Below are 22,339 nucleotides of genomic sequence, written 5' to 3'. Positions count from 1 at the left end.
TTCGGCCGGGACAGGCAGCACGCGCGCCGCATGTCCCGGGAGGAGCCGGCGGCACGGAGGCCGCCGGATCTTGCTTACTGGATCTGCAGTTCTGCCTGGTCGTTGATCGCCTTCAGCACGGCATCCACCGGCTTGCCGTCGACCAGCGCGGGGAGGTTGGCGGTCACGGCGGTGTCCAGTTCGTTGGTGAAGATGCCGTAGTTGACGGCCGGCACCTTGCCGAGCCAGTCGGAGAAGTTCTGCCAGACCTTGTCGCCGCCGAAGAAGGCATCCGCCTGCTGATAGGCCGCACCGGTGCGGGCCGCCATCAGCGAGCCAACGGCGCCGCGCTCGGTCAGGATCTTCTGGTAGAAATCGAGATCCTTGGCATAGACCTCGTTGAGGAAGTCGATCGCCTTGTCCTTCTGCTTGGAGCTTGCCAGCACATACCAGCTGGAGCCGCCGAGGTTGGAGGCATGGACGGCGCCCGGGATGTCGAGTTTCGGGATCGGCGCGATGCCCCACTTGCCGGCCTGATCGGCCTGCGCCTTGATGGTGCCGGTAATCCAGACGCCGGTGACCACGGAGGCAACGTCACCGGAGGTGAAGGCCTTCACATAATCGTTCCAGCCGGTCGCCGGCTTGATGAGGCCGGCCTTGATCATCTTGGCCTGCGTTTCGAGCGCACCCTTCAGCGCGGCATTGTCGTTGACCGCGAGCTTGCCCTTCTTGTCGAAGTACCAGGCATTGCCCGACTGCATGATGATGCGCGTCATGCCGCCATTGTTCAGTTCCTGCGTCGTCATCTTCTTGCCGGTCTTGGCCTCGACGGCCTTGCCGATCTCGATGTAGCGATCCCAGGTGATGTCCTGCAGGTCCTGCGGCTTGAAGCCGGCCTGTTCCAGATAGTCGCGGCGGTAGAAAAGGCCGGTCACGCCGGAATCGAAGGGCATGCCGTAGACCTTGCCGTCCACGGTCATCAGCTCGACCTTGTAGGGCGCAAAGCCCTTGTAATCGACCTTGCCGCTCATCGGCGCGAAGGCGCCGGGGAAGGATTGCAGATATTTCTGTGCGCCGTAATCCTCGATCAGCACGATATCCGGCAGTGCGCTCGTGGTGCCGGAGGCCAGCGCCGTCTGCAGCTTCTGCTCCACATCCGCCTTGGCGAAATCCACCACGTTGAAGGTGACATCCGGATGCGTCTTCGTATAGCGCTGGCCGGCCTCGCGCATGATGGCGACGTTGAAGTTCGGATCCCAGCACCAGATGGTGATTTCCGCGGCAAAGGCCGGTGCCGCCGCCATCAGGCCGGCGCATGCCAGCGCCGCGCGCAGGCCAAGGCCGCGCCAAGTCAGATTGTCCATGTTTCCCTCCCAGAAAACTCCCAGCGACGGAATTTTCGCCCGTCACACGAGACCTAATCGCAAAAGGTGAGCAGACGCAAGAAAACTTTTACTAAATATTTTTTGCAGATGCGAAGGCATACGGCGATGCCGGCGGCGCCTGTGAAGCACCGCATCAGAGGCTGCCAAAGGCAGGAACCAAGGCAACAGAAAGCGCCGGTCAGACCGGCTGCGAGGGCGCGCGAGAACTGTCGCGCCAGATCATTTCGGCAGGGATGACAACATGCTTGGGATAGCTGCGCCCCTGGATGCGCTCGATCAACAGATCGACCGCCGTCTCGCCGATGGCTTCGCTGAGGATGCGCATGGTCGACAGCGGCGGGCTCAGAAACTGAGCCACCGGAATATCGTTGTAGGACGCAACGGCAATATCGCCGGGGATCGAAAGCCCCGCCTCCTGGATGGCGCGATAGGCGCCAATTGCCATGTTATCGTTGGCGGTGATCAGCGCATCCGGCCGCTCCGGCTGGGCAAGCACCACTTTCGCCTGTTCGTAGCCCGCTTCCAGTTTCAGGTTCTGGCCGTGGTCGCCATGATCGGCAAGCGCCATCAGGCGGGCGTCGAACAGGCCATGCTCACGCTGCCAGGCAATATAGGCGCTGCATCGCCGCTCGCCGAAGCGCCGCCCGTCGGCACTGACCGGATCATGCGCGCCGATGAAGGCGATGCGCCGATAGCCGGCGGCAAGCAGTCCGTCGAGGATCTTGCGGGTGGCAAGGCCGAGGTCGCAGCAGACATGGTCGATCTCGGCGCGGCGCGGCACGAAATCGGCAAATACCAGATGCCCGCAATGCTGGGTCAGCCAGTCGATCTCCGAGCTCGAATGACGTCCGACGGCAATCACTCCCGACACGCTCTGCAGCAGCGCATCGGCGGCCAGCGTCTGCGAGTGGAAGACCTTCACGGGCTCGATGCGCAGCTCGCGGCAACGGTTCTCGATGCCAAGGCGCACGCCGATGTAATAGGGATCGGCCAGTTCCTCGGCCGGTTCGAGAAAATGGACGATCGCCACGCGGGGAATCGCAAGAACGCGGTTCGGCAGCTGCAGCGGCCCGGCCTGCGTGCGATTGCGGTTGCGCGGCGTATCGTAGTTCAGCGCTTCCGCGGTCTCGATCACCGCCTGGCGCTTGGCTGCGGAGATGGAGAGCGAGGGATCGTAGTTCAACACGCGCGATACCGTGGCGGGCGAGACGCCCGCAGCCTTCGCAATCTCCTTGATCGTCACCATGATCTTGTCCGGCAGGCTACACGCGGCAGGCAGCAGCGCGTTTAGTAAATTTTTCCCAAGCTGTTCCCATAGCGCATGAGGATGGCACCACGGAAGAGGGCTTTGAAAGAAGGGGGGAGATTTCGATCTCGGACGGAAAGAGCCGCGGACCCGGCGTCGCGCAAGGCGGTTGACGCGAAGCGCTGCCGAAAACCTGCCTCTGGCAGCAGCATCCAGATCATGCTTCCATTTCCAATTGCAGATCAAGGACAGGATGTTTTTGCTGCAGCGCGGAAAAGTACGAAATTTTATTTCCTCGAAGCGTCAAATTTTTTCCGATCTGGAAAGTACCCAAAAAAATAATACTATTCGCTGGCGGGAACCTGCCATGCCGTCTTTACAAGGCTCGTCTAATCGTATGAGAAAAGCCTGTCAGCGAACGGGAGGTCCGCCTGGAGCGGTTTTCGAACGCAGACATGGCTGAAAAGAAGTCATTTGGTGAGCCAGCACCCAGGGAAACAACAAGAACACCGAACGCTGCGCGCTATCAATATCCACATAAACGGTCCGGGCGGGTTGTACCCCACGGCCGATGGGAGACAACTTCATGAAATACAAACTCGGTTTCGCTGCCGCCCTGCTGGCAGCATCCTTCCTGTCCACCGCCGCGAGCGCCAAGACCTTCGTCTTCTGCTCCGAAGGCTCTCCGGAAGGCTTCGATCCCGGCCTCTACACCGCCGGCACGACCTTCGACGCCTCGGCGCACCCGGTCTATAACCGCCTGCTCGAATTCGAACCGGGCACGACGAAGCCGGTTGCGGCGCTCGCCGAAAGCTGGACCGTGTCGCCGGACGGCAAGGAATATGTCTTCAAGCTGCGCAAGGGCGTGAAGTTCCAGACGACCGACTTCTTCAAGCCGACCCGCACGCTGACCGCCGATGACGTCGTCTTCTCGATCGACCGCCAGATCAACAAGAACAACCCGTGGAACCAGTACGTGCCCGGCACGTCCTGGGAATATGCCGCCGGCATGGGCTTCCCGGAGCTGATCAAGTCGGTGGAAAAGGTCGATGACCTGACGGTGAAGTTCGTGCTGAACCGTCCGGAAGCTCCCTTCCTCGCCAACATCGCGATGCCGTTCGCCTCGATCATGTCGAAGGAATATGCCGACAGCCTGGACAAGGCCGGCAAGAAGGAACAGCTGAACCAGATGCCGGTCGGCACCGGTCCGTTCACCTTTGTCGGCTACCAGCAGGACGCGGTGATCCGCTACCAGAAGAATGCCGACTACTGGGGCAAGGCACCGAAGATCGACGATCTCGTCTTCGCCATCACCACGGATGCCGCCGTTCGCTACCAGAAGCTGAAGGCCGGCGAATGCCACCTGATGCCGTATCCGAACGCTGCCGACGTCCAGTCGATGAAGGCCGATCCGAACCTGAAGGTCATGGAGCAGGAAGGCCTCAACATCGCCTACCTCGCCTACAACACGACCCAGGCTCCGTTCGACAAGCCGGAAGTGCGCAAGGCGCTGAACAAGGCCATCAACAAGAAGGCCATCGTCGACGCCGTGTTCCAGGGCATGGCGAAGCCCGCCAAGAACCCGATCCCGCCGACCATGTGGTCCTATAACGACAAGGTCCAGGACGACAGCTACGACCTCGACGCGGCCAAGAAGATGCTGGCGGATGCCGGCGTGAAGGACCTGTCGATGAAGGTCTGGGCGATGCCGGTGTCGCGTCCCTACATGCTGAACGCGCGCCGCGCCGCTGAAATCATCCAGGATGATTTCGCCAAGATCGGCGTGAAGGTCGAGATCGTCTCCTACGAATGGGCGGAATACCTGCAGCGTTCGAAGGCCAAGGACCGTGACGGTGCCGCCATGCTCGGCTGGACCGGCGACAACGGCGACCCGGACAACTTCCTCGACACCCTGCTCGGCTGCGATGCCGTCGGCGGCAACAACCGCGCGCAGTGGTGCAACAAGGAGTTCGACGCGCTCGTGAAGAAGGCCAAGGTCACCTCCGACCAGGCCGAACGCACCAAGCTCTACGAAGAAGCACAGGTCGTCTTCAAGCGCGAAGCCCCCTGGGCCACGCTCGATCACTCGCTCTCGGTCGTTCCGATGCGCAAGGGCGTGACCGGCTTCACCCAGAGCCCGCTCGGCGACTTCACCTTCGAAAACGTCGACATCACCGAGTAATCCGGTTTTACCGGACAAAGACGGGCCGCGGAATGGCGACATTCCGCGGCTTTTCCGCAAGGGCCGGCGCTCAGGGAAAGGCGTGCGGTCCGGGGCTGGACAAAGGCTGGCGATATGCCGGCCGACCAGACCCAGCTCTCAGAAAAAAGAACAGGTCCATCCATGTTTGGCTTCCTTTTGCGGCGCCTCGCCGTGCTGATCCCGACCTTCATCGGGGTGTCGATCATCGCCTTCGCCTTCATCCGGCTGCTGCCGGGCGATCCGGTCGCGCTGTTGTCCGGCGAACGCGTCATGTCGCCGGAGCGCCACGCGCAGATCAGCGCCCAGCTCGGCCTCGACCGGCCGATGGTCATCCAGTATCTCGATTATCTCGGCGGCGTGCTGCAGGGGAATTTCGGCTCGTCCATCGTCTCCAAGACGCCGATCCTCAAGCAGTTCATGGCGCTGTTTCCCGCGACCGTTGAACTTTCATTCTGCGCCATTCTGATCGCTATCGCGATCGGCATTCCCGCCGGCGTGATTGCCGCCATCAAGCGCGGCTCGGCCATCGACCAGTCGATGATGGGCATTGCGCTTGTCGGCTATTCCATGCCGATCTTCTGGTGGGGCCTGCTGCTGATCATTCTGTTTTCCGGCATCCTGCAATGGACCCCGGTCTCCGGCCGCATTTCGCTGATGTATTTCTTCAAGCCGGTCACCGGCTTCATGCTGATCGATTCGCTGCTGTCCGGCCAGAAGGGGGCCTTCGCCTCTGCCGTCAGCCACCTGATCCTCCCCTCGATCGTGCTGGCCACCATTCCCCTTGCGGTGATCGCCCGCCAGACGCGTTCGGCCATGCTGGAAGTGCTGTCGGAGGATTATATCCGCACGGCGCGCGCCAAGGGCCTTTCGCCGTTTCGCGTCGTCAGCCTGCATGCGCTGCGCAACGCCATGATCCCGGTCATCACCACGATCGGCCTGCAGATCGGCGTGATGCTCGCCGGCGCCATCCTGACCGAAACCATCTTCTCCTGGCCGGGCATCGGCAAGTGGATGGTGGATAGCGTGTTCCGCCGCGATTATCCCGTCATCCAGGGCGGCCTGCTTCTGATCGCCGGCATCATCATGGTGGTGAACCTGATCGTGGACGTGCTCTACGGCCTCATCAACCCGCGCATCCGCCACTAAGAAGGAAGAAATCCCATGGCAGACACGACCAAGGCCCAGCCCGTGAGCAGCGCGGCCCTTCGCCGCCAGATGCTCGCGGAATTCTGGTTCTATTTCTCCGAAAACCGCGGCGCGGTGATCGGTCTCTTCGTCTTCATCGCGCTGGTGATCGTCGCGGTCTTCGCGCCCTTCATCGCCCCGCATTCGCCGTTCGAGCAATATCGCGACGCGGTCCTCGTGCCGCCGGTCTGGGTGGAGAAGGGCAATGCCAGCTATCTGCTCGGCACCGATGCGGTGGGCCGCGACATCCTCTCGCGCCTCATCTACGGCGCGCAGTATTCGCTGTTCATCGGTCTTTTCGTGACAACGCTGTCGCTGACCGGCGGCATCCTGGTCGGCCTGATCGCCGGCTATTATCGCGGCTGGGTCGATACCGTCATCATGCGCCTGATGGATATCATCCTCGCCTTTCCCTCGCTGCTGCTTGCCCTCGTTCTGGTCGCCATCCTCGGCCCCAGCCTGACGAACGGCATGATCGCCATCGCGCTGACGCTGCAGCCGCATTTCGTGCGTCTGACGCGCGCCGCCGTGATGGCCGAGAAGACCCGCGACTACGTGACTGCCGCCCGCATTTCCGGCGCGGGTCCGTTCCGCCTGATGTTCCGCACCATCCTGCCGAACTGCACGGCACCGCTGATCGTGCAGGCCACGCTTTCCTTCTCGAACGCCATCCTCGACGCGGCAGCGCTCGGCTTCCTCGGCATGGGCGCGCAACCGCCGGCGCCGGAATGGGGCACGATGCTCGCCGAAGCGCGCGAATTCATCCTGCGGGCCTGGTGGGTCGTCACCTTCCCCGGCCTTGCCATCCTGATCACCGTTCTCGCCATCAACCTGATGGGCGACGGCCTGCGCGATGCGCTCGATCCGAAAATGAAGAGGTCCTGATCATGGCGCTTCTCGACATTCAAAACCTCACCGTCGAATTCGAAACCGCGACCGGCTGGTTCAAGGCCGTGGACGGCGTGTCGCTCTCGGTCGACGAGGGCGAAGTGCTGGCCATCGTCGGCGAAAGCGGCTCCGGCAAATCGGTCTCCATGCTCGCCGTCATGGGTCTTCTGCCCTGGACCGCGAAGATCACCGCGGACCGCATGCTCTTCCAGGGGCGCGACATCCGGGCGCTCTCCGATGGCGAACGGCGCAAGCTGATCGGCAAGGACATGGCGATGATCTTCCAGGAGCCGATCGCCAGCCTCAATCCCTGCTTCACCGTCGGCTTCCAGATCGAGGAAGTGCTGCGCATCCACATGGGGATGGGGAGACAAGAACGCCGCGCGCGCGCCATCGAACTCTTCACCCAGGTCGGCCTGCCGAACCCGGCAGAGCGGCTCAACCACTTCCCGCACCAGATGTCGGGCGGCCAGTGCCAGCGCGTGATGATCGCAATCGCGATTGCCTGCAATCCGAAACTGCTGATCGCCGACGAGCCGACCACCGCGCTCGACGTGACGATCCAGAAGCAGATCCTCGACCTTCTGATGTCGCTGCAGGCCGAGCACGGCATGGGTCTGATCATGATCACCCACGACATGGGCGTGGTGGCCGAAACCGCCGACCGCGTGATCGTGCAGTACAAGGGCCGCAAGATGGAGGAGGCCGATGTGCTCTCGCTCTTCGAGGCGCCGAAAAACGCCTATACCCGCGCGCTGCTCTCCGCCCTGCCGGAAAATGCCACCGGCAAGCGGCTGAGCACGGTCTCGGATTTCATGACGGCAGACGAACTGGCCGGAGGCGCACGATGACGGCGACGGAAAACAACGCGGTTCCCATGCTGGAAATCCGCAACATCAAGCAGGACTACCACGTGCCGCAGGGCCTCTTCAAACCGGAGAAGGTCGTGCATGCGGTGAAGGGCGTTTCCTTCAAGCTCGACGCCGGCAAGACGCTCGCCATCGTCGGCGAAAGCGGTTGTGGCAAGTCGACGCTGGCGCGCATCCTTACCTTCATCGACCAGCCGACGGCCGGCGAACTGCTGATCGAGGGCAAGCCGGTCGATACCCGCCCCGGGCATCTCTCGGCCGAGATGCGCCGCAAGGTGCAGATCGTCTTCCAGAACCCCTATGGCTCGCTCAATCCGCGCCAGAAGATCGGCGACGTACTGGGGGAACCGCTGGCGATCAACACGACGATGTCGGCGGCCGAACGGCGCGAGCGGGCGACCGACATGCTGGTCAAGGTCGGCCTTGGTCCAGAGCATTACAACCGCTATCCGCACATGTTCTCCGGCGGCCAGCGCCAGCGCATCGCGATTGCCCGCGCGCTGATGCTGAACCCGAAACTTCTCGTGCTGGACGAGCCGGTGTCGGCGCTGGACCTTTCGGTGCAGGCGCAGGTGCTGAACCTGCTCGCCGACCTGCAGGAAGAATTCGGCCTGACCTATGTCTTCATCAGTCACGACCTCTCGGTGGTCAAATACATCGCCGACGAGGTGATGGTGATGTATTATGGCGAGGCGGTGGAATATGGCACCCGCGACGCGGTGTTCGAGGCACCCAGCCACGCCTATACGCGCACCCTGTTTGCCGCAACGCCGAGGGCGGACGTGGAGTCGATCCGCGCCCGCATCGCGCGCAAGAAGGCCATTGCCTGATCGATGCCTTTCGCAAGCCGGCGGCCTTTGCCGCCGGCTTCTCCCTCACTCAGGTGAGATCGTGCAGGTCCTTGCCGGACGGTGCGGTGACCGTGAAATCGGAAAACAGAACCTCGAGACCCTCTCGCTCCGGCGTGCAGCACATCGGACCGACCCGATAGGTTTCGGCCACCGGAAAAGGCGAGAGCCGCATCAGCGGCCAGTGGTGTCCATCGGCGGAATATTGCAGCCGCAGCCAGCCCGCATCGACCGTCACCCGCAGATAAAGGTCGGACGGATCGCCGGCATAGGGGCCTGTCGCCCAGTCGGACTGGCCTCGCGTCAGGACGCTGCCGAGGCAGGCCACGCCATCGGAAAACTCGATGCCCGCCTTCAGCCAGTGGTTCTCGTCAATGCGCACCATCAGGCCGGCCTGATCGTAGAGCTGGTCATAACGCGCCCGGATCCGCATCTGGGCCGTGAAGCCGCCGGTGCGGGCGAGACCGAAGAAATGCCCGCTGTCGCGCGCAAAACCGTAATAGGTCTTCTGCCAGAAATCGCTCTTCGCATCGGTCGTGACCTGCAGGCCCTTTTCCGTCAGCGACCACCGTTGTGGTGCGTTCAGCCATTCGCAGGCATCAAACATCTCTTTCCTCCCTTGCTGTTTGCCCTGTAGATAAACACTGACTCGTCACGAAAGCGAAGCCATGCCTCGATCCATGCCCCATACCGACCGTCTTTTCGAGACCGAAGGCGGCCGGCATCCGCTCGCAGTGCTGCGCGAGGTCTATGGCTATACGGCCTTTCGCGGGCGGCAGGCGGAGGTGGTGGCCACAGTGACGGCCGGTCGCGATGCCGTGGTGCTGTTTCCGACGGGAGCCGGCAAATCGCTCTGCTTCCAGATCCCGGCGCTCTGCCGGGAGGGCGTCGGCATCGTCGTCTCGCCGCTGATTGCGCTGATGCGCGATCAGGTGGAGGCGCTGAAACAGCTCGGGGTTCGGGCGGCAGCGCTGAACTCCTCGCTGACCCGCGAGGATTACGTCGCGGTGCGGCGCGCGCTCGATCGCCGGGAACTCGACCTGCTCTACGTGACGCCCGAGCGCACGGTGACGCCGGGCTTCCGAGAGATGCTCGACCAGACGAAGATTGCCCTGTTTGCCATCGACGAGGCGCATTGCGTTTCGCAATGGGGCCATGATTTCCGGCCGGAATATCGCGAACTCGGCCAGCTGGCGACGCTTTATCCCGGCGTGCCGCGCGTGGCGCTGACGGCCACCGCCGATCCGCACACCCGCGAGGATATCATCGAGCGTCTGGGGCTGCAGGGCGCGGAGGTGTTCACCACCTCCTTCGACCGGCCGAACATCACCTATGAGATCGTCGAGCGCGACCAGCCGCGCCAGCAATTGCTGCGCTTCCTGTCGCGCCACAAGGGATCGAGCGGCATCGTCTACTGCCTGTCGCGCGCCAAGGTGGAAGACACCGCCGACTGGCTAAACGAGCAGGGCATCCGGGCGCTGCCCTATCATGCCGGCATGGAGCGTGAGAAGCGCGACGCGCATCAGGATGCCTTCCTGAAGGAAGAAGATCTCTGCCTCGTGGCAACCGTCGCCTTCGGCATGGGCATCGACAAGCCCAACGTACGCTATGTCGCCCATCTCGACCTGCCAGGCTCGGTGGAGGCCTATTACCAGGAAACCGGCCGCGCCGGCCGTGACGGACTGCCCTCGGAAGTCTGGATGGCCTATGGCATGGCCGATGTCATCCAGCGCGGACGGATGATCGACGAAGGCGGATCGAGCGACGACATCAAGCGGGTGGAGCGCGCCAAGCTGAATGCGCTGCTTGCCATCTGCGAGACACCCGGCTGCCGGCGACAGGCGATCCTCGCGCATTTCGGCGAAGCGCATGCCGGCCGCTGCGGGAATTGCGATACCTGCCTGAAACCGGTCGAGACCTGGGACGGCACGGAGGCCGCGATCAAGGCGCTCGCCGCCATCTATCGCACCGGCGAACGCTTCGGAACCGGCCACCTGATCGACGTGCTGCTCGGCACCGTCAACGACAAGACCACCCGCTTCGGCCATGTGGACATGCCGGTGTTCGGCGCCGGCAAGGATCTGGCGTCGAAGACCTGGCAATCGGTGTTCCGACAATTGCTGGCAGCCGGGTTGATCAGCGTCGACCACGCGGCCTTCGGCGCATTGAAGCTTGAGGAAACCGCCCGCGCCGTCTTCAAGCGGGAACGGGAGGTGCGCTTCCGCGTCGACCGCCCGACCAAGGGCAAGGCTGCCCGCACTGCATCTGCCAGTTCCGCCCATGCCCGCTCGGCGCTCGAGGGCGACGACATGGCGCTGTTCGAGACGCTGCGCAGCGCCCGCATGGAACTGGCGCGCGAACTTGCCGTGCCGCCCTATCTGATCTTTCCGGATACCACCCTCGTCGCGTTTGCCCGGGAACGGCCGATGACGCCGGAGGCGATGCTCGGCATTTCCGGGGTCGGCCCCTCCAAGCTGGAACGCTATGGCGAGACGTTTCTCGACCTGATCCGGGAGCATGACGGCGCGTGATCTCTGCGCGCCGTCGGTGATCGGTGGTCAGATGGCCTTCAGCGCCTCTGCCACGCGCGCGCGCCAGGCGGCGTTCTGCACCAGCGCCTCCGGAAACAGGCCCGGCAAGGCAAAGAAGGCATCCGGGGATCCGGTCTCGGCTGACAGGCGAGCGGCGGCGCGAAGCTCGTCCGCCCGCGGATCCTCCAGGAGGTCGGTGGTGCGGATATAGGCGATCCAGAAGGCCGTTGCCTCGGCGAACTCCAGCGCGTGATCCCCCTGCGCAAGCGCATCGACGGTGGCGGCAAAGATCCGCTGCGGCATCTTCTGGCTGCCATCCATGGCGATCTGCTTGGTCTTGTGGGCGATTGTCGGGTTGCTGAAGCGGGCGATCAGTTCCGCCTGATAGGCCTCGAGATCGATGCCCGGCACCGGATCGAGCGTGCGGGCGGCAGCCGCCATGTGGCGACGGACCCGCGCGGCATATTCCGGCACCGCCATCACGTCGCGCACAAAGGGCAGCCCCTTCACCTGGCCGAGATAGGCAAGCATCGAATGGGCGCCATTCAGAAGCCGGAGCTTCATCTTCTCATAGGGCTCGACCGTCTCCACGAACAGCGCACCGGCCTTTTCCCAGGCGGGCCGGCCGCAGGCGAAGCGGTCCTCGATCACCCATTGCAGGAAGGGTTCGGTATCGAGCGCCAGCCGGTCCTCGGCGCCCAGCAGTTCGGCCGCCCGCGACAGCGTCTCCGCGGTGGCGGCCGGCACGATGCGGTCGATCATGGTGCTGGGGAAGGCGCCCTCGGCGGCAATCCAGTCGGCCAGAGCAGGGTCGCGCCGGGTCGCCATCTCCAGCACGAGCCGCCGTACGACACGACCATTGGTCGGCAGGTTGTCGCAGCAGAGAACGGTATAGGGGGCAAGCCCCGCCGCCCGGCGCCGCGCCAATCCCTCGACCAGAAAGCCGATCGCGCCGATCGGTGCCTGCGGATGGGCAAGATCGGCGGCGATGGCAGGATGGGTGAGGTCAAGGCCGCCGGTCACGGGATCGAGGCCATAGGCCTTTTCCGTCACCGTCAGCGTCACGATCCGGATGTCGGGGCTTTCGAGGCGGGCAAGCAGCGCGTCACGCTCATCGGCTGCGGAGATGCCGCCGATGACGCAGCCGACGAGGCGCATCTGCGGGCCGCTCGCATCGCGCGCCGTCACGGTGAACAGATGGTCCTGCCGGCGCAGATCCTCCACCGCCTGCCGCGAGCGCAGGCTGACCCCGATGATGCCCCAGTCACCAAATTCCTCGGCAAGCGCGAGATCGGTGTAGACGGCCTGATGGGCGCGGTGAAAGGCACCGAAGCCGAGATGCACGATGCCCGGCTTCAAGCGCTGCCGGTCGAAGCCGGGGGAAAGGACGCCGGCGGGCAGGGGCGTGGCGGAGGTGAGGGGCTGCATGCTCATGACAATCCTGATGCGGTTTGGCCGGTGGCGGCGAGGCCGAAGGTCTGGTGGGAGAGGGCGCGTTCGATGCCGCGCAGTTCGGCAAGCCCCTTGAGGCGGCCGATGGCGGGGTAGCCGGGCTGCGCGCCGCGCGTGAGATCGTCGAGAATTTCCTGACCATGGTCGGGGCGCATGGGAATCTGGTGATCGGCGCGGCCTTCCGCCCTGCGCCGGGCCTCCTCGGCCAGCAACTCGGCAATCACCGCCACCATGTCCGTATCGCCTTCCAGGTGCTCGTCCTCGAAGAAGGAGCAGGGGGTACGCTCTTCCTCGCGGCGCACATTGCGCAGATGCACGAAGTGGATGCGCGATGCGAACCGGCGCGCCATGGCCGGCAGATCGTTGTTGGCGCGCGCACCGAGCGAGCCGGTGCAGAAGGTCATGCCATTGGCCGGGTGATCCACCGCCGCCAGCATGTCGGCATAATCCTCGGCGGTGGAGAGAATGCGCGGCAGGCCAAGCAGCGCCCATGGCGGATCGTCCGGATGCGCGCAGATGTTGATGCCGGCCTGTTCGGCGACGGGCACGACCTCGGCCAGGAAATCAAAGAGATTCTGCTTCAGGCGCTGCCGATCGATGCCGGCATAGGTTTCGAGCAGGCCGAGCAGTTGCGGCAGGCTGTAGCCATCGGCAGAACCCGGCAGGCCGGCGCCGATATTGCGCGACAGGGCGGCCCGACGGTCATCGTCCATGGCGCGGAAACGATCCGCCGCCGCCGCCCGCGTCTGCGAATCGTAATCGCCTTCGGCGCCGGGGCGCTGTAACAGGTGCAGGTCGAAGGCGGCGAAGTCGATGCGGTCGAAGCGCATTGCCTTGGCGCCATGCCGGGCGCTCCAGCGCAGTTCCGTCCGCGTCCAGTCGAGGATCGGCATGAAATTGTAGCAAACCGTACGGATGCCGGCCTCGCCCAGCCGGCGCAGGGTTTCCTGCCAGTTGGCGATATGGGTCTTCCAGTCGCCGGTCTGCGTCTTGATGCTTTCAGACACCGGCACGCTTTCCACCACGTCCCAGACGAGGCCGGCGGCGGCGATCTCCGCCTGCCGGCGGGCGATCTCCTCGACCGGCCAGACCGCGCCGGTCGGAATGTGGTGCAGGGCGCTGACGATGCCGACCGCCCCCGCCTGGGCGGCATCCGTCACGCTCACCCGATCGATCGGGCCAAACCAGCGCCAGGTATGTCTCATGTCAAAAACCTCAGGAGAGAAAATGCAGTTGAACCTTGCAGGCGACCATGCGGTCGCCCGCCTGCCGGAAGGCGGCATCAGCCTCTTCCAGCGGAAAACTGTGGGTGAGAATGGGGCGCACATCGATACGGCGCGTGGCGATATGGGAAACGGCCTCGGCAAACTCGCTGTCGAAACGCTGCGAGCCGATCATCGTGATCTCCTTGCCGACCAGCGCATTGAGCGGCAGCCGGATGTCGCCCGTCACGCCCACCTGCACGATGGTGCCGCGCGGGCGAACCGTGGCAATCGCGGACCGCAGCGCCGGCTCGGCCGCAGAACACTCGAAGGCAACATCGAACTGCCCCTTGTCGGCCTCGTAGGCGGAGAGGAGGTCCGGCCGCTCGGCCACGTTGATGGTGGCGGTCGCCCCCATGGCGGCCGCCCGGGCAAGCGCCGCATCGGCAAGATCGGTCGCCATGACCTCGGCCGCCCCCGCATGCCGCGCCGCCGCCGCCACCAGCGCGCCGATGGGACCGGAGCCGGTGACGAGGACCCGCTTTCCGGAGAGATCGCCGGCGCGCGACACTGCATGTAGGCAGACCGCCAGCGGTTCGGCACAGGCCGCCTCCTGCGGGCTGACCAGCGTCCCGGCCGGCAGGCACTGACGCGCCGGCACCACCATCCAGTCGCGGAACAGCCCCTGCGCATGCGGCAGCCGCATGGCGCTGCCCATGAACTGCATGTCGAGGCAATGGATGGGAAGATCTTTCGCACAGAACCGGCAGTGACCGCAGGGCTGGCTCGGATTGACGGCCACCAGATCCCCCGGCGCCAGATGCGAGACGCCATCCCCCAGCGCCACCACATGGCCGGCCGCCTCGTGGCCTGGAATGATCGGCTCGCGCACGCGGATCGGCCCGAAGCCGCCATCCTGATAATAATGGAGATCGGAGCCGCAGATGCCGCCGGCCGCCATCTTCAGGAGAACCTCCCCCGGACCGGGGGAGGCAAGCGGCATGGTTTCCACGCGAATGTCGCGGACACCGTGAAGCCGCGCGATACGGGTTTCTGTCGCCATTGCCCCCATCAGCGGATCAGCCCCATTTCCTTCGGCAGCCAGAGCGTGATCGACGGCACGAAGGTGATGAGCAGCAAGGCGACGAAAAGCGGCACAAGCCAGGGCAGGATTGCCATGGTCGTCCGCTCCACCGAAAGCCGCGCCACGCGCGACAGCACGAACAGCACCATGCCGAGCGGCGGATGCAGCAGCCCGATCATCAGGTTCAGCGTCATGATCAGCCCGAAATGCACGGGATCGATGCCGAATTTCAGCACCAGCGGCAGCAGGATCGGCACGAGAATGCTGATCGCGGCAATCGTATCGAGGAAGCAGCCGACGAACAGCATCAGGAGGTTCACCAAAAGCAGGAAGACCCATTTGTTGGTGGTGATGCTGAGGATGGCATCGGACAGCAGCTGCGCCGCCTGACTGACGGTGAGCAGCCAGGCAAAGATGGAGGCGGCCGTCACGATGAACAGGACCGAGGCCGTCGTCTCGATGGTGTCGAAGGTCGAGCGGGCAAGGCTCGCAAACGTCATGGTCCGGTAGCGGACAAGCCCGAGGAACAGCGACCAGAGCACGGCTGCGACCGCCGCTTCCGTCGGCGTGAACCAGCCCATGGTCATGCCGCCGATCAGGATCACCGGCGTCATCAGCGCCATCACGGCCGAGAAATCGAAGTGCCAGTCGAGCGCGAGAAGCGCAAGAAGCGCAAGACCGACCGCGATATTCATCGAAAGCCCTGCCGCCATCAGAAGATAGACGGCGAGCGGAAAGGAGAGGACGACCACGACCTCCAGCCCGGCGGACAACAGCCGACGGCGCTCGAAAGGCGCATCCGAGCCCCAGCCGCGACGATAGGCAAACAACACCACCGTCAGCATCATCAGCGCCGTCATCACGATGCCGGGCAGAATGCCGGCCATGAACAGCGCGCCGATCGAGACATTGGCCATCATGCCGTAGATCACGAAGGGCAGGCTCGGCGGAAAGATCGGCCCGAGCGTCGCCGAGGCGGCCGTGACACCGACGGCCGCATCCACCGGATAGCCATGATCCTTCATGGCCTTGATCTCGATGGTGCCGATGCCGGCCGCATCGGCGAGCGCCGTGCCGGACATGCCGGAAAAGATCACCGAGCCGATGATGTTGACCTGCGCGAGGCCGCCCTTCATCCAGCCGACAAGGGCAACGGCGAAGGCATAGATGCGGCCTGTCACCCCGGCCGTGTTCATCAGATTGCCGGCCAGGATGAAGAAGGGAACCGCCAGCAGCGGAAAGCTTTCGACACCGGCGATCATGCGCTGGGCAGCGATGATGTCGGGTGCCACGCCATAGAAGACCAGGTAAAGCAGCGAGGCGACCGCCATGGCAATCGCCACGGGAACGCCGACCAGCATGAAGGCCAGGAAGGATCCGACAAGCAGCAGCATGGCTCAATCCTCCTGCGGCAGGAAGGCGTCCGGCCGTTCCAGCACCGAGTAGCCGCGGCGCTGGTTCTCGACGAACACCTGCACGGACCTCACCAGCATCAGCACGAAGCCGGCCATCACGCTGTAGAAGACGACGCTGCGCGGCAGATCGACGGTGACCATGCGCTCATCGGCAACGATCGAGACATAGCGCCACATCAGCCAGCAGGCATAGGCGAAGAAGGCGATGCGCACGAGATCGACCATGATCGACAACCCGCGTGCAAACGTCTTCGGCAGGTAATGATAGAGCACGTCCACCTGGATATGGCGGGAGATGCGCACGCACATCACCGAGCCGATGAAGACGACGCCGATCAGGCAGTTGATGGCGATCTCCTCTGTCCAGGCATAGGAATTGTTCAGCACATAGCGGGTGAAGAACTGCAGGAAGACGCAGGCCGTCATCATCCAGAAGATGGCCAGCGCCACCCAATCCTCGACGGCATAGCCCGAAATATCAGCCGCCGGCGCAGCGTCCTCGAAGGAATGCGCCAGCTCCTCCGCCGTGACCGGCGTGTGAACCTCATTGGTCATGATCAAATTCCGGCAAATGGGAAATCGAAGGGAAATGCGTGCCGGCACGTGGCAGCGGCCGGCACGCACGGCTCACTTGATGGCGCGGATCGCTTCCCAATCCTCCTGCTTGTAGCCGAAATCCTTCAGCGCAACCTTTTCGCGGACATTGGCCTCGAAATCGGCCTTGTCGACCTCGGTCACCGAGATGCCCTTCTCCTTGAAGGTGGCAACCAGCCCCTTCTCACGCTCCTCGATGATCTTCGTGCTGCGCTCGGCCGCCTCCTGCGTCACCTGCGTGAAGATCGCCTTGTCCTCGTCGGAAAGTTTTGCCCAGAGCGACTTGGAGACCAGCGTGTTCAGATGATCGACGATGTGGCCGGTCAGCACGATGTGCTTCTGAACCTCGTAGAACTTCTTGGCCTCGATGGTGGTCAGCGGGTTTTCCTGGGCCTCGACCGTGCCGTTCTGCAGCGCCAGATAGACCTCGGCAAAGGCGATCGGCGTGGTGTTGGCACCGCAGGCGCGCGGCATGGCGAGATAGGCCGGCACGTCGGGCACGCGCATCTTCAGCCCGGCCAGATCGGCGCACTTGCTGATCGGCCGGTTCGAGGTGGTGTGGCGCGTGCCATAATAGGTGACCGCCGTGATGTGATTGCCGGAGGCCTTTTCGTAACCTGCGGCCAGCCGCTTGAACACATCGCTCTTGGTATAGGCGATCAGATGCTCGGGGCTGCGGAAGGTATAGGGGTAATAGGTGACGCCGATCGGCGCATATTCACGCGCGGCGAAGCTGGAGCCCGAGATGATCAGGTCCACCGTGCCGAGCTTCAGGCCCTGGTTGAGATCGGCCTCCTTGCCGAGCTGCGACGCGGGAAACACGTCGATCTTGTAGCGACCATTGGTGCGCTTTTCGATTTCCTTGGCCGCCCAGACCGATTCCGTGTGGAACGGCTCGGATGTCTCATAGACATGCGCCCATTTCAGCGCCGTCTGGGCCTGCGCACCAAACGCGGATGCCAGGATGACGGCGGTTGCCCCCAATGCTGCTGTCAGACTGAACTTCATCACTCTCTCCTCCCATGGTGATGTCGTGTGGACGGTCTAGCCGCCCCCGGCGCGCCTCCATGCGGCCGGTATAGAACTGTCGACGGTTTCCTCCTCGAAACTCTTCGACAGACGGATCTGTGACTGGTCGAGATGCGCGCGCATGGCGGCACGCGCGGCGGCCGGATCATGTGCGGCAATCGCATCGCGGATCGCCCGGTGCTCTTCCATCGCGGCGCGCCAGGTGTCGCCGTTCTCGAAATAGCTGGCCAGCTTTTCGAAATAGGGGGTCATGCGCATGTCGTGGATGTCGCCTATGAAACGGTTCAGCGTGGCGTTGGCGATGATGCTCGACACGATCACGTGGAAGCCCCGGTCGAGCGCAAGGGCCTCGCGACGATCCTCCAGCGCCGCCGCCATCGCCGCCAGATTGGCATCGAGCGCCGCCACATGGTCCGGCTGGGCAAGCCGTGCGGCCTCTTCCGCCACGGCGCATTCCACCACGGCACGGGCGCGCAGCAGTTCGAAGGGGCCTTCGAAATCATCCGGCGGCACGTCGAGCCCGATCCGCTTGCGCGGATTGACATAGATGCCCGACCCCATGCGGATATCGATGAAACCTTCCACCTCAAGAACGATCAGCGCCTCACGCACCGTCGGCCGCGATACGCCCAGCATCTGCGCAAGCTCCCGTTCGGCCGGCAAGCGCGAGCCTTCGGCAAGCTCGCCGCTCTCGATCAGGCTTCGCATCTGGTCCGCCACCTGCCGATACAGGCGGCGCGACTCCACGGCAGAGAAGATCATGGTCCCTTTGATCCCGCACGCAATCGACCGGCCAAGACATCAGGTGGCCAAGTGGTCATACCAATATGCGTGTTGTAGGCCAGCCGGTGGTTTTCTGTCAAGCGATCATGAAACTTGAAATGGCGCGTCAGCCACGGCGCTCATGGAAGAGCCTATCACCCACGGCAAGTCGCAGGCGTCATGAAGGTGGGCGCGGCAGCATCCGGACACCCGCCACAGTCGTCAGGCGCGTGAGGAGACGCGCCACCTCGCGTTCACCGAGGCGTTCGGATCCGACCTTACGGCCCTCGCCCGTGACGCGGCGAAACAGCGGACCCCGCGCAATGCGGGCAAAGGACAGCCAGCTTTCAACCGCATGAACGGGGCAGCTGGCATCAGATGCCGTGCGGGCGATCTCCACGCGGCGAAGGCCTCGTCTGTCCAGAAGCGTGACGAGCAACCCGCGGTCACGCGCCTCGATCCAGCCCCGGCCGTCACGCGTCTGGTCCCGTCCCGCATCAAGTCCCACCACCTCGCCACCCGTGAAGCCGCCGGCAAAGACCAGCGATAGCATGGCGCGATCACGCAGACCGCGCAGCGTGCCGCGGTCCAGCGCCTCCAGCATCGCCAGGAAATCATCGGGGTGCATGACCGCCATTCCGTTCCCCCCTGATCGTGCCGCAGCACCGCGCTCGCCGCTTCAGCCGTCTTCCGTCCGCTCGTCTGCCCAGACCAGCGCCAGCAGGCGGCGCAGTTCCGCCCGCTCGCCGGCCGACAGGCGTGCGAGAATACGATCCTCATGCGCCTGCACCAGGCTCAGCCAGTGCCGCGCGGCCTCGATGCCCTCCGGCGTCGGATAGAGGCGCTGGAGGCGCTGATCCGCCGGGTCGTCGCGACGGGTAAACAGGCCGCGCGATTCGAGCGCCTGCAGGAGACCGACAATGTTGGCGCGCTTGATCGCCAGGATACGGCAGATGTCGGCCGATGTCCGGCCCGGCTGCTCGACGATCGAGACCAGAACGCTCATGGTGATCGGACGCGCGTCCACGGCTTCCAGCGCCGCCACTGCGCCATTCATGTCATAGACGGAGGCACGGCGCAGGTGATAGCCGACCAGCTGGCTCAGCGTCTGGCGGATATCCTCCAGAGCGGCCTTCGTATCCGGCACCGGCGCGCGCTTCAGCCGCGAAGTTGTCTCGTCCATCGTTTCTCCTCTTGACGCCGCTTCCCTACTCGACAATATTGTTATGCAACATAGCAGTCAATCGACGCGGCAACCGATATGGCAGCTGCGTCGGGCGACCCGAGCCTGGGGAGGAGCGGCACGCATAGCGAGACCTATGTCTCACGGGATGGAATGGATTTTCAAGGATCGCCGGCGGATCGATCGCAGCTTTTGCGTGCCACATCGTTACCGCCCTTCGGTCCGTCTTAAACAGGGCCGCGCTTCTTTGCCGGCGGCCCGGGCATCCGCTGCAAGAAAAGCGATGCCTAGCAACCGAACAGATGACCAAGGAACACGACAATGGCCAATGACGTCGATACCGTAGCCTACGAAGTGCGCGATAACATCGCCTGGGTACGCTTCAACCGTCCGGACAAGCGCAATGCGATGAGCCCGACGCTGAACCGCACCATGATGCAGGTGCTGGACGAACTGGAATTCCGCGAGGATGTGGGCGTACTGGTGCTGACGGGCGAGGGCAGCGCCTGGACCGCCGGAATGGACCTCAAGGAATATTTTCGCGAAAGCGAAGGCGAGGGTCTGAAGGGCGTCCGCCGCTCGCAGCGGGAAAGCTATGGCTGGTGGCGCCGCCTGCGCTGGTACCAGAAGCCGACGATCGCCATGGTCAATGGCTGGTGCTTCGGTGGCGGCTATGGCCCGCTGTTTGCCTGCGACCTCGCCTTTGCCGCCAATGAATCCAAGTTCGGCCTCTCCGAAATCAACTGGGGCATCCTGCCGGGCGGTGGTGCCACCAAGGTGGCTGTCGAACTCCTTCCCTTCCGCAAGGCCATGTATCACGCCATGCTCGGCGAGCCGATCGACGGCAAGACAGCCGCCGACTGGGGGCTCGTGAACGAAAGCCTGCCACTGGCGGACCTCGAGGCAAGGGTGACGGAGGTCGCCAAAAAGCTTCTTGAGAAAAACCCGGTCGCCCTCAAGGCCACCAAGGATGCCGTGCGCCGCGTCGGCGTCATGACCTATGACGATGCCGAGGATTATCTCGTGCGGGCCCAGGAAGCCGCCAATTCCTATGACCCGGAGGGCCGCAAGGAAGGCATCCGCCAGTTCATCGATGAGAAGAGCTACAAGCCGGGCCTCGGCGCCTACGACAAGTCGCGCAGCTGACACGCAGCCATGGTCGCCACGGCGGCCAGCCTGACGAAGCCCATCAGAATGGATCGCCGCCGGTTCTCATGCCGGCGGCGATCTTCGTTTCAGGGCCACCGACCGCTCGACGCCGCCTGGACCGCGCCGAGTCTCGAACCATGCCACTGCCCATTTTATCCAAAAAAGTTATACTGGCTGTGAAACCTTCGGCGGCCTTGCGCGTTTGGGGCCTTCGGAAGCCGGCATGGCTGCCGCCTCTTGTCGCATCAAACGGACCAGCAGCGGTTGAGACCTGTTGATAGTCACCATTATTCGTTTTTAATATCAGTCGTTTATCTTAATAAGCATGTCTGGAAGCAGCATGAAGTTCGGGGGAATTCGCGTGCACGAGCCCGAAATGGGACGGCCCGCCGGTTACGGCAGCAGAGTGATGTCCCGCATCAGCATGTCGGATGCATTGCGGATGGTCGGCATCAGCAAGCTTGTACTTCATGCATGGGAGCGGCGCTATGAGCGCCAGCTCGCCGAACGCACCGATACCGGACGCCGCTACTTCACCCCGAGGCAGGTCGAACATCTGAAGCTCCTGAAGCAGTGCACGGATGCCGGGCACCGGATCGGTTCGATCATTGATCTTCCGCCGGCGGAACTGGCGGCGCTGGTGCGCGCCCATGAAAAGCGCGCGTCACTTGCTCCGCTGATGGACGCCATCCTGCAGATGGACGCCGCCGGCATGAAGGCGCAGCTTGCCGCGCATCTGGCGGCGGAAGGCCCCGCCCAGTTTGCCAAGGAGACAATCGCGCCCCTGATGCGGGAAGTCGGTCGCCAGTGGAGCGACGGCTCGCTGTCGATTGCCTCCGAACACATGGTCTCCGCCGAGGTTCGCACCATGCTGGCCGCCTGCCTCGACGCGTTGCCGCCGGACCAGATGCCGGTGCGGGCCGTGGTTTCCACCATGGAGGGAGAGCAGCATGAGATCGGCTCCATGCTCATCACCCTGCTCGCCCGGCAGGCCGGCATTGGCGCGCTCTACCTTGGTCCGGACCTGCCGGTCGAAGAAATCATTCGCGCCGCCTGCGCCTCGAAGGCCGGCATCATCTGCCTGAGCAGCCTTTACGGTCGGCTAAGGGTGCTGGAACCCAAGCTTGTGGCGCTGCGCAGCAAGCTGGACGACACGGTGGAACTCTGGATCGGCGGCCCGGGCTTTACCGACATTCGCCAAATGGACGGCGTTCGCCATTTCACCGATGTGGCAAGCTTCGAAGACGCAGCGCGCGCCGCAGCGCAACGCGCACAGCTGACGGACTGAAATCCAGTTCAAGGCAAACAGCGCATTACCCCCAGGGCGCAGCGCCA

The 22,339-nt window shown here is 63.9% G+C and carries 19 protein-coding genes and 1 pseudogene; 8 read left to right on the top strand and 12 right to left on the bottom strand.

The genetic code is table 11. The annotated features are described in order from the left end of the window. Positions 1 to 74: 74 nt before the first annotated feature. Together F3H95_RS18405 and F3H95_RS18400 are read right to left on the bottom strand one after the other, a co-directional pair. Complete coding sequence (locus F3H95_RS18405; RefSeq protein ID WP_244618072.1) at positions 75 to 1,283, bottom strand: sugar ABC transporter substrate-binding protein; 1,209 nt, start codon at positions 1,281 to 1,283, stop codon at positions 75 to 77. A 259-nt stretch (positions 1,284 to 1,542) separates the two neighbouring features. Beyond that, positions 1,543 to 2,610 carry a LacI family DNA-binding transcriptional regulator gene (locus F3H95_RS18400; protein WP_149747058.1) on the bottom strand — a complete coding sequence of 356 codons (1,068 nt, stop codon included), beginning with the start codon at positions 2,608 to 2,610 and terminating at the stop codon, positions 1,543 to 1,545. A 586-nt stretch (positions 2,611 to 3,196) separates the two neighbouring features. Here F3H95_RS18400 and F3H95_RS18395 point away from each other — a divergent pair. From F3H95_RS18395 to F3H95_RS18375, 5 genes are all read left to right on the top strand, one after another. Continuing rightward, on the top strand, positions 3,197 to 4,792 hold the full coding sequence (locus tag F3H95_RS18395) for an ABC transporter substrate-binding protein (protein WP_142880597.1): 1,596 nt from the start codon (positions 3,197 to 3,199) through the stop codon (positions 4,790 to 4,792). Positions 4,793 to 4,954: 162 nt separating this feature from the next. After that, a complete protein-coding gene (locus F3H95_RS18390) occupies positions 4,955 to 5,959 on the top strand; it encodes an ABC transporter permease subunit (protein WP_142880598.1) in 1,005 nt (334 codons plus the stop codon). A gap of 15 nt (positions 5,960 to 5,974) precedes the next feature. Further along, positions 5,975 to 6,883, top strand: a complete 909-nt coding sequence (locus F3H95_RS18385; RefSeq protein WP_142880599.1) for an ABC transporter permease subunit — start codon at positions 5,975 to 5,977, stop codon at positions 6,881 to 6,883. 2 nt (positions 6,884 to 6,885) lie between these two features. Beyond that, positions 6,886 to 7,737 (top strand): ABC transporter ATP-binding protein, encoded by an 852-nt coding sequence (locus tag F3H95_RS18380; RefSeq protein ID WP_142880600.1) that lies wholly within the window; start codon positions 6,886 to 6,888, stop codon positions 7,735 to 7,737. Next, on the top strand, positions 7,734 to 8,585 hold the full coding sequence (locus F3H95_RS18375) for a dipeptide ABC transporter ATP-binding protein (RefSeq protein ID WP_149747057.1): 852 nt from the start codon (positions 7,734 to 7,736) through the stop codon (positions 8,583 to 8,585). The genes F3H95_RS18380 and F3H95_RS18375 overlap by 4 nt, the downstream gene beginning before the upstream one ends. A gap of 49 nt (positions 8,586 to 8,634) precedes the next feature. Here F3H95_RS18375 and F3H95_RS18370 read toward each other — a convergent pair whose 3' ends face one another. Beyond that, a complete protein-coding gene (locus F3H95_RS18370) occupies positions 8,635 to 9,210 on the bottom strand; it encodes a DUF1349 domain-containing protein (RefSeq protein WP_149747056.1) in 576 nt (191 codons plus the stop codon). 61 nt (positions 9,211 to 9,271) lie between these two features. Here F3H95_RS18370 and recQ point away from each other — a divergent pair, with 61 nt between their 5' ends. Continuing rightward, the gene (recQ, locus tag F3H95_RS18365) at positions 9,272 to 11,134 is read left to right on the top strand and encodes a DNA helicase RecQ (RefSeq protein WP_149747055.1); all 1,863 of its coding nucleotides are present in this window, start codon (positions 9,272 to 9,274) and stop codon (positions 11,132 to 11,134) included. A gap of 27 nt (positions 11,135 to 11,161) precedes the next feature. Here recQ and F3H95_RS18360 read toward each other — a convergent pair whose 3' ends face one another. The 9 genes and pseudogenes from F3H95_RS18360 to F3H95_RS18320 all read right to left on the bottom strand — a co-directional run bounded on the left by F3H95_RS18360 (position 11,162) and on the right by F3H95_RS18320 (position 19,855). Next, a complete protein-coding gene (locus F3H95_RS18360) occupies positions 11,162 to 12,568 on the bottom strand; it encodes a mannitol dehydrogenase family protein (protein WP_149747054.1) in 1,407 nt (468 codons plus the stop codon). Beyond that, positions 12,565 to 13,791: a mannonate dehydratase gene (gene uxuA / locus F3H95_RS18355; protein ID WP_149747053.1), complete on the bottom strand. Its 1,227-nt coding sequence runs from the start codon at positions 13,789 to 13,791 to the stop codon at positions 12,565 to 12,567. The genes F3H95_RS18360 and uxuA overlap by 4 nt, the downstream gene beginning before the upstream one ends. 10 nt (positions 13,792 to 13,801) lie before the next feature. Next, positions 13,802 to 14,851, bottom strand: a complete 1,050-nt coding sequence (locus F3H95_RS18350) for an L-idonate 5-dehydrogenase (protein WP_188134421.1) — start codon at positions 14,849 to 14,851, stop codon at positions 13,802 to 13,804. 8 nt (positions 14,852 to 14,859) lie between these two features. Next, positions 14,860 to 16,266 carry a TRAP transporter large permease gene (locus F3H95_RS18345; protein WP_142880607.1) on the bottom strand — a complete coding sequence of 469 codons (1,407 nt, stop codon included), beginning with the start codon at positions 16,264 to 16,266 and terminating at the stop codon, positions 14,860 to 14,862. Positions 16,267 to 16,269: 3 nt separating this feature from the next. Continuing rightward, positions 16,270 to 16,842, bottom strand: a complete 573-nt coding sequence (locus tag F3H95_RS18340; RefSeq protein WP_149747051.1) for a TRAP transporter small permease — start codon at positions 16,840 to 16,842, stop codon at positions 16,270 to 16,272. Positions 16,843 to 16,914: 72 nt separating this feature from the next. Next, a complete protein-coding gene (locus tag F3H95_RS18335; RefSeq protein WP_142880609.1) occupies positions 16,915 to 17,889 on the bottom strand; it encodes a sialic acid TRAP transporter substrate-binding protein SiaP in 975 nt (324 codons plus the stop codon). A gap of 36 nt (positions 17,890 to 17,925) precedes the next feature. Beyond that, entirely contained in the window at positions 17,926 to 18,672 is a 747-nt protein-coding gene (locus tag F3H95_RS18330) for a FadR/GntR family transcriptional regulator (protein ID WP_142880610.1), read from the bottom strand. Positions 18,673 to 18,874: 202 nt separating this feature from the next. Further along, positions 18,875 to 19,306 (bottom strand): annotated as a pseudogene (locus F3H95_RS18325) (integrase); the annotation flags it as partial. A gap of 45 nt (positions 19,307 to 19,351) precedes the next feature. Beyond that, entirely contained in the window at positions 19,352 to 19,855 is a 504-nt protein-coding gene (locus F3H95_RS18320) for a MarR family transcriptional regulator (RefSeq protein ID WP_149747049.1), read from the bottom strand. Between the two features lie 321 nt (positions 19,856 to 20,176). Between F3H95_RS18320 and F3H95_RS18315 the strand changes: the two genes are divergently transcribed. Together F3H95_RS18315 and F3H95_RS18310 are read left to right on the top strand one after the other, a co-directional pair. Beyond that, a complete protein-coding gene (locus F3H95_RS18315) occupies positions 20,177 to 21,001 on the top strand; it encodes a p-hydroxycinnamoyl CoA hydratase/lyase (RefSeq protein WP_149747048.1) in 825 nt (274 codons plus the stop codon). Positions 21,002 to 21,344: 343 nt separating this feature from the next. Beyond that, positions 21,345 to 22,292 carry a MerR family transcriptional regulator gene (locus F3H95_RS18310; protein ID WP_185969684.1) on the top strand — a complete coding sequence of 316 codons (948 nt, stop codon included), beginning with the start codon at positions 21,345 to 21,347 and terminating at the stop codon, positions 22,290 to 22,292. Positions 22,293 to 22,339 lie beyond the last annotated feature (47 nt).

The organism is Rhizobium sp. RU35A, assembly GCF_900156005.1.
GTDB classification, from domain to species: domain Bacteria; phylum Pseudomonadota; class Alphaproteobacteria; order Rhizobiales; family Rhizobiaceae; genus Neorhizobium; species Neorhizobium straminoryzae.
The sequence above is the reverse complement of the archived record's forward strand: the minus strand, read 5'-3'. Positions and strand labels throughout refer to the sequence as shown.

Coding starts and splice junctions, on each gene's coding strand:
- F3H95_RS18385 (WP_142880599.1), top strand. CDS start 5,975: ATGGCAGACACGACCAAGGCCCAGCCCGTGAGCAGCGCGGCCCTTCGC.
- F3H95_RS18360 (WP_149747054.1), bottom strand. CDS start 12,568: ATGAGCATGCAGCCCCTCACCTCCGCCACGCCCCTGCCCGCCGGCGTC.
- F3H95_RS18330 (WP_142880610.1), bottom strand. CDS start 18,672: ATGATCTTCTCTGCCGTGGAGTCGCGCCGCCTGTATCGGCAGGTGGCG.
- F3H95_RS18350 (WP_188134421.1), bottom strand. CDS start 14,851: ATGGCGACAGAAACCCGTATCGCGCGGCTTCACGGTGTCCGCGACATT.
- F3H95_RS18375 (WP_149747057.1), top strand. CDS start 7,734: ATGACGGCGACGGAAAACAACGCGGTTCCCATGCTGGAAATCCGCAAC.
- F3H95_RS18335 (WP_142880609.1), bottom strand. CDS start 17,889: ATGAAGTTCAGTCTGACAGCAGCATTGGGGGCAACCGCCGTCATCCTG.
- recQ (WP_149747055.1), top strand. CDS start 9,272: ATGCCTCGATCCATGCCCCATACCGACCGTCTTTTCGAGACCGAAGGC.
- F3H95_RS18340 (WP_149747051.1), bottom strand. CDS start 16,842: ATGACCAATGAGGTTCACACGCCGGTCACGGCGGAGGAGCTGGCGCAT.
- F3H95_RS18380 (WP_142880600.1), top strand. CDS start 6,886: ATGGCGCTTCTCGACATTCAAAACCTCACCGTCGAATTCGAAACCGCG.
- F3H95_RS18310 (WP_185969684.1), top strand. CDS start 21,345: ATGAAGTTCGGGGGAATTCGCGTGCACGAGCCCGAAATGGGACGGCCC.
- F3H95_RS18345 (WP_142880607.1), bottom strand. CDS start 16,266: ATGCTGCTGCTTGTCGGATCCTTCCTGGCCTTCATGCTGGTCGGCGTT.
- F3H95_RS18315 (WP_149747048.1), top strand. CDS start 20,177: ATGGCCAATGACGTCGATACCGTAGCCTACGAAGTGCGCGATAACATC.
- F3H95_RS18395 (WP_142880597.1), top strand. CDS start 3,197: ATGAAATACAAACTCGGTTTCGCTGCCGCCCTGCTGGCAGCATCCTTC.
- F3H95_RS18370 (WP_149747056.1), bottom strand. CDS start 9,210: ATGTTTGATGCCTGCGAATGGCTGAACGCACCACAACGGTGGTCGCTG.
- F3H95_RS18390 (WP_142880598.1), top strand. CDS start 4,955: ATGTTTGGCTTCCTTTTGCGGCGCCTCGCCGTGCTGATCCCGACCTTC.
- F3H95_RS18320 (WP_149747049.1), bottom strand. CDS start 19,855: ATGGACGAGACAACTTCGCGGCTGAAGCGCGCGCCGGTGCCGGATACG.
- F3H95_RS18400 (WP_149747058.1), bottom strand. CDS start 2,610: ATGGTGACGATCAAGGAGATTGCGAAGGCTGCGGGCGTCTCGCCCGCC.
- uxuA (WP_149747053.1), bottom strand. CDS start 13,791: ATGAGACATACCTGGCGCTGGTTTGGCCCGATCGATCGGGTGAGCGTG.
- F3H95_RS18405 (WP_244618072.1), bottom strand. CDS start 1,283: ATGGCGGCGGCACCGGCCTTTGCCGCGGAAATCACCATCTGGTGCTGG.